The organism is Natronoarchaeum sp. GCM10025703 (assembly GCF_042661985.1).
In the GTDB taxonomy this organism is placed as follows: domain Archaea; phylum Halobacteriota; class Halobacteria; order Halobacteriales; family Natronoarchaeaceae; genus Natranaeroarchaeum.
Genome location: NZ_JBHSZF010000001.1, coordinates 482,302 through 494,302, shown reverse-complemented (window position 1 = coordinate 494,302; position 12,001 = coordinate 482,302). Strand labels below are relative to the sequence as shown.

Annotated in this window: 8 protein-coding genes and 2 pseudogenes; 4 read left to right on the top strand and 6 right to left on the bottom strand. The window is 64.6% G+C overall.

The window, feature by feature from the left end; translation table 11 throughout:
- Positions 1-41: 41 nt before the first annotated feature.
- The 3 genes from msrA to ACFQH2_RS02705 all read right to left on the bottom strand — a co-directional run bounded on the left by msrA (position 42) and on the right by ACFQH2_RS02705 (position 4,472).
- The gene (msrA, locus tag ACFQH2_RS02715; RefSeq protein ID WP_377056568.1) at positions 42-581 is read right to left on the bottom strand and encodes a peptide-methionine (S)-S-oxide reductase MsrA; all 540 of its coding nucleotides are present in this window, start codon (positions 579-581) and stop codon (positions 42-44) included.
- Between the two features lie 70 nt (positions 582-651).
- Positions 652-1,998 carry a cytochrome P450 gene (locus ACFQH2_RS02710; RefSeq protein WP_377056566.1) on the bottom strand — a complete coding sequence of 449 codons (1,347 nt, stop codon included), beginning with the start codon at positions 1,996-1,998 and terminating at the stop codon, positions 652-654.
- A 59-nt stretch (positions 1,999-2,057) separates the two neighbouring features.
- The gene (locus tag ACFQH2_RS02705; RefSeq protein ID WP_377056564.1) at positions 2,058-4,472 is read right to left on the bottom strand and encodes a DEAD/DEAH box helicase; all 2,415 of its coding nucleotides are present in this window, start codon (positions 4,470-4,472) and stop codon (positions 2,058-2,060) included.
- A gap of 107 nt (positions 4,473-4,579) precedes the next feature.
- Between ACFQH2_RS02705 and ACFQH2_RS02700 the strand changes: the two genes are divergently transcribed.
- The 3 genes and pseudogenes from ACFQH2_RS02700 (at position 4,580) to ACFQH2_RS02690 (ending at position 7,542) form a co-directional block, all read left to right on the top strand.
- On the top strand, positions 4,580-5,677 hold the full coding sequence (locus tag ACFQH2_RS02700) for a mechanosensitive ion channel family protein (RefSeq protein ID WP_377056562.1): 1,098 nt from the start codon (positions 4,580-4,582) through the stop codon (positions 5,675-5,677).
- Positions 5,678-5,749: 72 nt separating this feature from the next.
- A complete protein-coding gene (locus ACFQH2_RS02695; RefSeq protein ID WP_377056560.1) occupies positions 5,750-6,268 on the top strand; it encodes a cation:proton antiporter regulatory subunit in 519 nt (172 codons plus the stop codon).
- A pseudogene (locus tag ACFQH2_RS02690) lies at positions 6,269-7,542 on the top strand (cation:proton antiporter).
- A gap of 45 nt (positions 7,543-7,587) precedes the next feature.
- Here ACFQH2_RS02690 and ACFQH2_RS02685 read toward each other — a convergent pair.
- Genes ACFQH2_RS02685 through ACFQH2_RS02675 form a run of 3 tightly spaced genes read right to left on the bottom strand, consistent with a single transcriptional unit; the run spans position 7,588 to position 10,057 of the window.
- Positions 7,588-8,823 carry a potassium transporter TrkA gene (locus ACFQH2_RS02685; RefSeq protein WP_377076432.1) on the bottom strand — a complete coding sequence of 412 codons (1,236 nt, stop codon included), beginning with the start codon at positions 8,821-8,823 and terminating at the stop codon, positions 7,588-7,590.
- Complete coding sequence (locus ACFQH2_RS02680; protein WP_377076431.1) at positions 8,820-9,866, bottom strand: TrkA C-terminal domain-containing protein; 1,047 nt, start codon at positions 9,864-9,866, stop codon at positions 8,820-8,822. Before ACFQH2_RS02680 ends, ACFQH2_RS02685 begins: the two co-directional genes overlap by 4 nt.
- Complete coding sequence (locus ACFQH2_RS02675; protein ID WP_377076430.1) at positions 9,866-10,057, bottom strand: hypothetical protein; 192 nt, start codon at positions 10,055-10,057, stop codon at positions 9,866-9,868. Before ACFQH2_RS02675 ends, ACFQH2_RS02680 begins: the two co-directional genes overlap by 1 nt.
- 181 nt (positions 10,058-10,238) lie before the next feature.
- On the opposite strand from ACFQH2_RS02675, the pseudogene ACFQH2_RS02670 reads away from it, so the two are divergent.
- Positions 10,239-11,930: pseudogene (locus tag ACFQH2_RS02670) on the top strand (PAS domain-containing protein); the annotation flags it as partial.
- Positions 11,931-12,001 lie beyond the last annotated feature (71 nt).

The following is a 12,001-nucleotide window of genomic DNA, read 5'->3' as shown; positions in this document are numbered from 1 at the left end:
CGGGAGAAATGCGTGGCTATGAGGGGCGACAGTACGGCCGATCAGGCGCTCTTGCCGAACTGTTCGCGCACTTTCTCGACTTTCGGCGCGGCGTGCATCCGACAGTAGGCGTCCTGCGGGTTCTTCTCGAAGTAGTCCTGATGGTGTTTTTCGGCCTCGTAGAACATCTCCAGGGGTTCGATATCGGTGACGATGGAGTCGTCGTAGAGGCCCGACGCGTCGAGTTCGTAGACGAAGTCTTCGACGATTTCGCGCTGTTCGTCGTCGTGATAGAGCACGATCGAACGGTACTGCGACCCGATGTCCGGCCCCTCCCGGTCCTCGGTCGTGGGGTCGTGAATCTTGAAGAAGACTTCCAGCAGGTCGACGTAGCTGATCGCGTCGGGATCGTATGCGATCTGTACGACCTCGGCGTGACCGGTCGTCCCGCGACAGACCGCTTTGTAACTGGGGTCGTCGTCGTGGCCGCCCGCGTAGCCGGAGGTGACCGATTCGACACCGTCGAGTTCCTTGAACGCCGCTTCGGTACACCAGAAACAGCCACCGCCGAGCGTGGCGTGGGCGAGTGAATCGTCTGTCATCGAGGGTCAGTACGGGCCAGAGCGGAAAGTATTGTGCGGTGGCCGAAGCCATCCCGGACGACACACCACGCTACCGCCGGCGAGGGATCATCTCGACCGGACCGTCCGGCCGCAGCGTGATCGAGGGGGCAAACGAGAGTTCGTCGACGGTCGACTCGACGGTCCACTCCTGGAGCATCGTCGCCAGCACGAGCCGGGCCTCCATCATTGCGAAGCGGTCGCCGATACAGCGCCGCGGCCCGCCGCCGAAGGGGAAGTACGCGAACGCCGGCAACTCCTGTTCGAAGTCGTCGGTCCAGCGCTCCGGGCGGAACGCGAGCGGGTTGTCGTAGTACTCCGGATCGCGGTGGAGCACCCACTGCTGGAACGACACCGTGGTGCCCTCGGGGATCCGGTAGCCACCCACCGTATCCGGCTCTGCGGCCTCGCGGATCAGATCGTACACCGGCGGGTAGATGCGCATCCCCTCCCGGACGACCTGCTCGGTGTAGCTGAGTTCGGGCAGGTCTCTCACCGTCGGCCGGTCGCCGCCGAGCACGTCGTCGAGTTCGGCCTGCAGGATCGCGCGCTGGTCGGGGTTCTTCGAGAGCAGTTGGAGCGTGTACGTCAGCGCGAGCGCGGTCGTCTCGTGACCCGCCAGCAGTATCGTGATCACCTCGTCGCGGATCTGCTCGCGGGACGGCGGGTCGTCCTGGGCCTGCAACAGTGAGACGACGTCGTCGCCGTCGCTACCGGTCTGCTGGTCGATGATCCGATCGGCGACGGCAGAGAGGTCCTCCATCGCCCGGTCGAACCGCCGGTTCCCCGGCGTCGGCGCCCAGTCGGGGATGTCGATCGGCCGCTGGATGCGGGTACTCGCGCGGTCCATCACCGTCTCCAGGGCGTCCGCGATCGCTTCTTCCTGCTCGCCGAGGTCGATGTCGAACAGCGCCTCGGCCGCGATCTGGACGGTCAGCGACATCATGTCGTCGTGGATGTCGCGCTGGTGGCCCGCCCGCCACTCCGCACAGAGTCGCTCGGTCGCGTCGACCATCACGTCGGCGTACCCCTGGAGGGCATCGGGGTGGAACGCCGGTTCGATCGTGTGTCGTTGGGAGCGCCAGAACGATCCCTCGCTGGTCAGCAGGCCGTTGCCCAGCGCCGGCCGGAGCGTGCTCTGGAACCGCTCGCCCTTGTCGTAGGCCGCGTTGTTGTCGACGAGGACGTGTCTGACGAACGCCGGATCGCTCAACTGAACGAACTCGAACCGGCCGATCTTGTACCGGGCGACCGGGCCGTGCGTGCGGGCGACCCGCGTGTAGAAGGCGAGCGGATCGGCGGCGAACTCGGCGGTGTTACCCAGTAGCGGGTCACCCTCGGGGCCGGGGATCGACCTGAACGCCCGGGGAGGCGTCTCGGATGGGTCATCTGTCGTCATCGCTACATTGACATGGAGCGTCCCACCCGAAGGATCTTTGGGGGAACTGCCGTCGATGGTTACAGCCCAGTATACTCGCTACCGATGACCTCCCGGAGCCGCTCCGCGGTGACCTGGCCGACGCCCTCGGCCTCCAGCAGGTCCTCCTCGCGGGCGGTCATCACCGCCTCGACGGTGCCGAACTCCGAGAGCAAGGATCGGGCGGTAACGGGGCCGATATCGGCGATAGCGGCCACCACGTACTCCTGCTGTTCGGCCAGCGTCTTCGACTGTTTCTCGCCGTGGACCGAGACCTCGCGGTCGTCCTTTTGCTGTTCGCGCCCGGCGATCACCGCCAGTAGTTCGCGGGTCTCCGCCTCGTCCTCGGTCTGCAGGATGCTCGCACCGAAGTCGACTGCGAGACTCGACAGCGCACCGCGGATCGCGTTCGGGTGGACGTCCCGTTTCCCGTAGAGATCGGAGCCCTCGATGATCACGACGGGCCGAGAGTAGTGCCGGGCGGCGTCGCCGACCTGCTCAAACATCGAGCGGTCGCCGCCGGTGAGCGTATCGAGGAAGTCGTCGACGGTCTTTCGCTCGACGGCGACGCGATCGGACAGGATATAGTCGCCGACAGCCAGCGTCTCTAGTCTCGTCTGGACGTCGTCGCGCTTCGAGAGTTCGCGGGCGATGGTGGCGTCGAGTTCGCGCTGGTCGGCGACGATCTCGATTTTCTCGTCGTCGCGACTGGCGGTTGCGACGACCGCGTCGTCGACGTCCTCGTCACTCTCCGTATCGGCGTCTTCGTCGTCTTCGTCCGCGAACTCCTGTAAACCGGGCTGATCCCCGGAGTCGCTCGCCGCGACAGCGCCGCCGTCGGCCGACGCCGTTTCGGCCGCACTGCCGAAATCGCCGAGTTGCTGCTGGCTGTCGTCGAGTTCCTCGACGATTTCGTCGGTCGCTCCCTTGAGTTCGCGGAGTTCGTCCTCCATCTGTTGTTCGCGCCGCCGCGAGATCCAGAAGTACGCCTCGTCGCGGGTGTCTTCGGCCAGCAGGACGACGACGCGGCCCTCGTCCTGTCGTCCGGTTCGGCCCTTGCGCTGGATCGAGCGGATCGCCGTCGGGACGGGTTCGTAAAAGAGCACGAGATCGACCTCGGGGACGTCGAGGCCCTCCTCGGCGACCGACGTCGAGACGAGCACCTCGAACTCCGCGTTGCGGAAGGCGTCGAGGGTCTCCTGTTGTTCGTTCTGGGTCATTCCGTCGCTCCCCTCGCGGTCGCCCTGGCCGACGAACCGGCGGGCGTCGAAGTTCTCGTTCAAAAACTCGGTGAGAATCTCGGCGGTGTCACGCGACTCGGTGAAGACGATGACGCGCTCGCCCTGCTCGATGCCCAGCGTCTCGGCGAGCAAGACGTGCATTCGCGAGAACTTGGGGTGGATTTCGTCGTAGGCCTCGACGTCTTTCATCGCCTGCCGAATGCGCGGGTCGGAGACCAGTCGCTGGTCGGCCTTGGACGCGCCCGACGACCGGGCGGCGTTGCGCAGGCGGTCGAAATACCGCTCTAAGGCCTCGACGCTCTGGGTCTCGACGTAGGTGACGGCGGTCTTGACTTTGCGGATCTCCGCGTGTAGCGACATCCCCTTGTACCCCTCCGACTGGTCGTTGTTCATCAGTTTCTGCAACTCGGCGCGCATCGACTGGAGGTCGTTCTCCGAGAGGCTTGCACTGCGTTTGCCGGTGACGCCGAGTTCGCGCAGTTTCTCCAGTCGGTCCTCGATGACCTCGTTTAGCGCGTCCCGGATGTCGGTTATCTCGTCGGGCAGTTCGATGCGCTCCCACTCGACCTCCGTCTCGTGGGTGTACTCGTCCACGTCGGCGTCCTCCTCGGTCATCACCTCGACGTCGCCGATGCCGAGGTTCTCACAGACTTCGAGGATCTCCTCCTCGTCGCCGCCGGGCGAGGCGCTCATCCCGGTGACGAGCGGGTTGCTCGCGTCGGCGTGATAGCGCTCGGCGATGTAGTTGTAGGCGTAGTCGCCGGTCGCGCGGTGACACTCGTCGAAGGTGAGGTGGGTGACGTCGCGGAGGCTGATCCGACCGCCCACGAGGTCGTTCTCGATGACCTGTGGCGTCGCGATGACGATGGTCGACTCCTCCCAGAGTGCGGCGCGGTCGTCCGGGCTGACGTCGCCGGTAAAGACGACGATGTCTTCTTCCGGCATCGAGAGCGCCTCCCGGTAGAAGTCGGCGTGTTGCTGGACCAGCGGCTTGGTCGGGGCGAGAAAGAGCACCTTGCCACCGACCTCGTCGAGCCGTCTGGCGGTGACGAGCAGGCTCACCGTCGTCTTGCCGAGTCCGGTCGGCAGGCAGACGAGCGTATGGCCCTCTGCTGCTGTCCCGGCTAGCTGGAGTTGGTAGAGCCGTCGCTCGATGAACGAGGGCGAGAGCATCGGGTGGTCCACGTACTGTTGGTCTCCGTCCGTGGAAGCCATTTGCCGGTCGTTCGGCGTCGGCGAGGTTAAGCGTTCCCGTACCGCGGTGAAAGTAGTTGGCGGGACAGCGAGCAAGAGTTAACACCGTCGCCGCAGTCGAAACGAGTATGCAGGCGTTCGTTACTGGTGTTGTCGATGCCGTCCAGGAACTCTCGGTCTGGCGACAGGTGGCAGTCGTTATCCTCATTTCGGCGGCGCTGGCGACGGCCATCGAAATCGTCGCCCGGTCGTGGCTCAAGCGACGGCCGGCGGACGACATTTCGACGGTCGTCTTCGACGTCCTCCACGTACCGGTGTATCTCTCGGTGATCCTGGCGGGCGTGTACACGGTGGTCCAGTTGCTGCAACCGCCGGGGGTTACGTTCTTTCTCACAGCGACGACGCAGTCGCTACTGGTGGTCCTGTGGGCGCTGGGTAGTCAGCGGCTTGGTGCGGAGTGGCTCACCCGACTGGACGAGACCAATCCGGTCTACGACATCGCACCCGTTCTGAAAAACCTCTGGGCTGCGACGGTCGTCGCCGTCACGGTCGGCGTGTTACTCTCGGTCTGGCGGATCGATCTGACGCCGCTTCTGGCCTCCGCTGGACTGTTTGGCATCGTCCTCGGCTTCGCCGCTCGGGACGCCATCGCCAACTTCGTCGGCGGAATCGCGCTGTTCGTCGATGGCACGTACAAGCCGGGGGACTTCGTCGTCCTCGAATCCGGCGACAAGGGGACCGTCATCGACATCGGACTCCGGAGCACGACGATCCTCACTCCGGATCGCGTGATGGTGACGGTCCCGAACGCCGTGTTGAACTCGACACAGGTCATAAACGAGTCCTCGCCCCATCGCTACAAGCGGATGAACGTCCCAGTCGGCATCGAGTACGGAGCCGATCCGGAGTACGTCGAGGAGGTCCTCCTGGAGGAACTCGAAGCCGAAGACGATATCATGTCGTCGCCGCCGAGCGAGGTCAGGTTCATCGAGTTCGGCGACTCGGCGCTCCTGTTCGAGGTCCGCGGCTACATCCCCCATTCCACCCGGGAGCCCAGAGCGCGCCACGCCGTCAACAAGCGCATCCACAGGCGACTCCGCGAGGAGGGGATCGAGATCCCGTACCCACAGCGGACGATTACCTACGGCGACGACAGCGAGGAAGCGGCCGGGACGGATCGAGACGCCGTCAAGGAGTTCGATCCGACGCCGGACGACGACGAGTGACCGACGCGAGCGCACGCCGGCCCCGAAGCCGTTCCCCCTGACTTTAGGACCGGTGGGTCCAATCACCACAGCATGGTAGTCCACGAGAGCGACCTCCCCGGCGTCGGCAAGAAGTTCGAGGTCGATCTGCAGGGAGAAGAGACGCTCGTCATCGTCATTCACAACACCGGCAAGCGCGAGTTGTTCATTCGAGAGACGCCGAATGCGGACTCGGAGAAACTGTTCGAACTATCGGACAAGCTTGCCCGACAGGTGGGAACGATCATGGAAGGGGCGTACTTTCAGCCGATCAGAGATACTGATATCAGCACGGCGCTCGGCGAGGATACACTGATCGAGTGGGCGAAGGTCACCGAGGACGCCGAACTCGCCGGCAAGACACTAGAAGCAGCACAGGTGCGAAACAGAACTGGCGCGTCGGTTATCGCGATCCAGCGCGGCGAGGAGACCATCGAGAGCCCCGCCGGAGACACCGTCATCGAGGCCGACGATACGCTCGTCGCGCTGGGTGACAGGGCGAGCCACGGGAAACTCGAACAGTTCGCCGGCGGCAAGGAGCTCGACGAAGACGAACTGGACGACGGCCAATAGATGGCCGAGCTAGAGCTGATTCACGTCGGCGTGATGTTCGCGGTCATCGCCGTGGCGGGCGGGCTCGCGAACAGGATCGGCCAGTCGGTGATCCCGTTCTATCTGGTCGCCGGGATCGTGATGGGAGAGGCAGTACTGGGCAGCGTCGGAACGCTATCGATCGACGCCGTCGGGATGGCGATCTCGGGCGGCGACCTCTGGCTCGATCCCGAGTCCGAGTTCATCCACCTCGGTGCGGAGCTCGGAATCGTCTTTTTGCTCTTTTTCTCGGTCTGGAGTTCAGTATGAACCGTCTCATCGAAAGCGGAGAGCGGATCGGCAGGGCCGGGACGATCGACCTGTTGAACTTCCTCCCCGGCCTGGTGATCGGCTACGTCGTCTTCGGCGGGTTCGTCGAAGCGATCCTGCTGGGCGGGATCGTCTACATCTCCTCGTCCGCGATCATCACCAAGTCGCTGATCGATCTGGGCTGGATCGCCAACGACGAGAGCGGCGCGATGCTCGGCACGCTCGTCTACGAGGACCTGATCATCGCGCTGTATCTCGCCGTTGTCACCGCTATCGTGCTGGGTGCCGGCGGACTCGCGGGTGCGATCACGGATATCCTGCTCGCGATTGCGGTCCTGTTCGTCCTCGTGGTCGTCGTCTATTTCGGCACAGAATACTTCCAGCAGTTCCTGGCGGTCGACTCGGTCGAACTCACCCTACTCCGAACGGTCGCGATCACGGTACTCGCCGCCGGCGTCGCACTCGCGCTGGGCGTCAGCGAGGCCGTTGCGGCCTTCTTCATCGGAATGGGTTTTTCGAGCACGGATCACGTCCACCAGATCGAGGAGCTACTGCGCCCGCTCCGAGATGTCTTCGCCGCGGTGTTTTTCTTCTGGATCGGACTCCTCACCGATCCGTTCGTCTTCCTCGACGCGACCGTCACGGGGCTGATACTCGCGACCGTCGCGCTCTCGGGGCCGACGAAGTTCGTCACCGGCTACCTCGCCGGACGTGTCTACGACCTCGACGAACGCCGCTCGTTCCGGGTCGCCTGCGGGATGACGACTCGCGGCGAGTTCTCGCTGATTATCGCCTCGGTTGCGGCCGCCGCGAGCGCCGAGTTATGGGGCGACGCTATCACGCAGACGATCCCCTCGATAGCCGTCGGCTACGTGCTGGTAATGAGCGTGCTCGGGACGCTGGCGATGCAGTACGCGGACTGGCTATGGACGCTTGCGGAGCCGTTTCTCGTCGACGAGGAAGCGGCGGCCGGAACTGCGGACTGAGCACCGGCGGGACGGTTCCCGGCGTCCCGACGTGCGCGACACTGTTTAATCGTCTTTTCGCTGGCGGGCTTCGGCGGACGTCGCATCGAAGCCCAGGGGATCGGTAGTCGCGTCAGCACCCCCAGTTCGTCGTCGGTATCGACCATCTGTACCCCGTTCGCGGCCTCCAGTTTCGAAGTTCGTCGGGCCGACCGATAGCGAACAGAGCGTCACCGATCTCGATGGAACGCTCGCGCTCCGGGATGGTCTCGACCGCACCGCCGTGGCTCCGGACGGCGATGATCGTCGCGTCGAGGGCACCGATCGGTTTCCCGACGAGCGGGCTGTCCGCCCCGATTTCGACGACGCCCATCGTCTCCTCCCCCGGCGGAGCATCGCCGCAAACTCGCGGTCGGGGTGGGGATCGGCTGAGAGCGTCATCAGTCGGTACTCGGTGGTCGGGTCGATCCGCGCGGCCACCGTCTCGTCGGTCGCCAGCGTCGCGACGGAGTCGACGCTCGCGCGCAGTTCGGCCGTCCCGATCCGTTCGTCCCGTCCATCGGCCACATCCCAGATCTGGACGGTGTCGCCCGGTGTCGCGCTAAACGGCGGATCGGCGCGAACCGCGACCGCGGCGGTCTTCGGCGGGAGCGTCGGACCGATGCCCGCGACCCGGCGGCCGACCGCGAAATACTCGACGGTGCCGTCGAGCGCGAGGTCGACATCGACGTAGCCGATATCGTGGCCCTCCTTGAGTCGGGCCGTCAACCCTGACTCCAGTTCGGTCACCGTGAGTCCGCGCGGGAAATCGAGTTTGCGCCCCGCGAGCGCCTGTCTGGTTTCCTCCTCGACGGGATCGTACCCCTCGATGTCGTCGATTTCGTCGGGAAGCGTAACGGTGATGAACCGACCCGCCGCACGCACGATCGGACTGAAATCCGGCTGCAACCGCCCCCAGGAGATCCGCTCGGACGTACCCGCCCAGTCGCCGAGACGCCGGCCGCCGTAGGACGCGATGCCGGCGACGACGAACACGCCGACGTTGACGAGCGCCTCGCTGACGCTGAACGGATCACCCGTCCCACCGACGAACTGGACGAAGACGAGGCGCGTGTTGAGGTAGATCGCGACCACGCCGAGGCCAATGATGAGCGTCGCGCCTTCGGGTAGTTCGGTGCGGGCTCTGACTCGATACATGTAGGTCGCGAGCGTCGTCACCGCGCCGGCGAGGAGCGCCAGTCCGGCGATCCGGATCGCCGCCGCGACGAGCGGATGCGAAACGAGCATCGTGAGGAAGTTCATTGGCCCATCGCCTCGAACTCGCGTAGCTGATTCGGTCGACCGACGACGATCAGCGAGTCGCCAGCCTGCAACTCGGTGCCGCCATCGGGGGCAACGATACGCTCCATCGACCGGCGGATCCCCAGAATGGCGACGCCGTACGTATCGCGGACCCGCGCCGTCCCGATGGTCTGCCCGACGAGGCTACTCCCCTCCGCGAGCACCACCTTCCGGAACCGGTTCCCGTGCTCTTTGAGGACGCCGATCGCCTCGTACTCCCGTTGCTTGCCCCGCGAGTGGAAGACGGTTGGCGCGAACTCGGCCCGGATTACTTGCCGGGCATCGTCGGCAGGGAGCGCAACGGTGACCTGCCCCTCGCCACCGGTAGTCGTCGGCGCCGACGGTACGGGGGGATTGGTCTCGTCCGCAGTGGCCGGCTCAGCCGTCCCATCTCCCGCCACGTTCGGTTTCTGCTCCGTGGTCCGGGGCTCCCCGCCGCTCGTCCGGGCGCTCACGACCGGGCCGGTGACGTCTCCGTCGGGAAGCCGGAGCGTCACGGAATCGCCCCTCGCGACCCCGCTCGGCAGGAGCGTCCGGATCGAGACGGCGCGTTTCCCGGCGGGCACGCGACGGGAGAGGCCCGCCGCGCTCGGTGCCGCGGCGATCTGTGCCCGGCCCTGCTCGTCTATCGTCACCGCGACGGCGGCCAGTTCGTACTCGGTCGTAAGCCGCTCTTCGAGTCGGCTTTCGAGTTCCGGCAACGAGAGGCTCGCGGGGAACTTCCAGGAGTCCTCGTGGAGCGCCTCCCGGACGCTGTCGGACAGCGCCGGATAGCCCTCGACGTCGAGCACCTCCCCGACCGGACGGATACGGATCTGTCCGTAGGAATCAACGCGCTCGATCAGATCGGTCGACAGTCGACTCTCCCGGAGCGACCTGAGTGTAAGCCTGCGCGGGGTCGCCGCCGCGAGTGCGTCACCCTGCCCGTGGGCCCACAGGCAGGCCATCAGGATGACCAGTACGGCGGTGATCCCGGTCCAGCTATCGGCCAACTGTGGATCCACTAACCCCATGAGACCACCGGAGATGCCGGCAGCGCGCCGCCCAGAACGACGACACCGAGTCCGGGGACGGTGACGTTCGTGAAATATTTGAAGCCAAACCCGATCGAGAAGGCGATAAACCCGGGGAAGATACCGGCAAGCAGCCCGAGATAGATGCCGACGAGCACCTCCGCAATCTGTGCCGAAGCCATTGCACCGTGTCAGTCACCGATGAGTTAAAGAGATGTGGATTTATGTAAGTAAAGTTATATATTTTCAGTACGCGAACGACCGAATTCGCAAGGTGTTGACGCCAGTATCGAATCCGGATCGGACTACAGGGATATGGATTACCCACAAGCGTTATCATTTGGAGTGAGCTAATAGGCCGCTATGGGTGAACCGGTCCGGATATTACACGTGGACGACGAAGCCCGTTTCGCGGGGCTGACAGCGACTCATCTGGAGCGGGCCGACGAGCGCTACGTCGTCGAGACGGCCGCTAGCGCCGACGAAGGACTATCGGCGCTAGAAGAGGAGACGTTCGACTGCGTCGTCTCGGACTACGACATGCCGGGCCGGAACGGGATCGAGTTCCTCCAGACGGTTCGCGAGACCCATCCGGATCTCCCCTTCGTGTTGTTCACCGGCAAAGGTAGCGAGCAGGTCGCCGGTGAGGCGATTTCGGCCGGGGTGACGGACTATCTGCAAAAGGAGACGGGGACAGAGCAGTTCGAGTTACTGCACAACCGGATCGAGAACGCCGTCACACAGTACCGGGCCGAGAGCGAACTCGAACAGCACCGGTCGGTTCTGGAAACCCTGATCGAGAACCTGCCTGCGGGGATCCTCGTCGAGGACGAGTCCCGAGAAATACTCGCCGCCAACGCAAGCCTCACCGAGATGTTCGGCGGGAACAGGTCTCCCGAGGAGTTCGTCGGGGCGGACTGCGAACGACTGGCGGACGAACTCAAGGGCGTATTTCGCCGGAGCGAGGAGTTCGTAACGACGATCGACGAGCACCTCGAGGCGCGCGAACCAGTCAGGGGTGAGGAGTTCGCCCTCACGGACGGCCGCATCATCGAACGCGACTACGTCCCCTACGAACTGCCGAAAGGGAAGGCGAACCTGTGGATGTATACCGACGTCACTGACGCTCGGGAGACCGAGCAACTGCTCACAGGACTCTTCGAGCAGTCACTGGACGGGATCGGCGTGAGAGATATCATCACCGACGAGGCGGGTACGCCGGTCGATTACGTGTACAGACGGGTCAACGACCGGTTCGGGCAGTTGACCGGTCTCGACGCTGACGAGGTCGTCGGCCAGCGCGCGACGGACGCGATAGACGGGATCGAAGAGACGGGGTTCATCGAGACCTTCGGCGAGGTCGCCCTCGGAGGGGAGCCGATGCGGTTCGAGCAGTACTCCGAACCTCTCGACAGACACTACGAGATCGCCGTGTTCTCGCCGAAGCCGGGACGGTTCATCACGCTCTTCTCGGACATAACTGAGCGGAAAGAGCGGGAGGCCGAACTCGAACAGTTCAAGTTCTTCGTCGAGCACACGCCCGACTTGATACTCGTTCTCGGAGAGGACTTGACCGTCCAGTATCAGAGCCCGATCTCCCCAGCAGTCGACTACGAGCCACAGGTTGTGACGAAGAACGATCCGATCCAGCACGTCCACCCGGACGATCAGGAAAAAGCGATCAAGGGGTTCCAGCAGGCGATAGCGTCCCCGGACGAGGTCGTGACGACCGAGTTCCGGGCCGAGGACGCCGATGGCACGTGGCGGTGGTTCGAGACCCGTACGGAGAACCTGCTCGGAACCGAGCCGATCGACGGCGTGCTGGTGACCATCCGTGAGGCGACTGACCGAAAGGAGAAAGAACAACAGCTACGGCGACAGAACCAGCGCCTCGACGAGTTCGCGAGCGTCGTCTCCCACGACCTCAGGAACCCGCTAAGCGTGGCCAACGCCCGACTGGACCTGCTCGAAGCCGAGTCCGAGAGCCACCATACCGAGGAGATTCGGTGGGCGCTCGACCGGATGGATAGCCTGATCGACGACGTCCTGACGCTCGCGCGCCAGGGAGAGGCCGTCGGCGAGACCGATCGGGTCGTACTAGACGACATCGTTACCCAGTGTTGGAC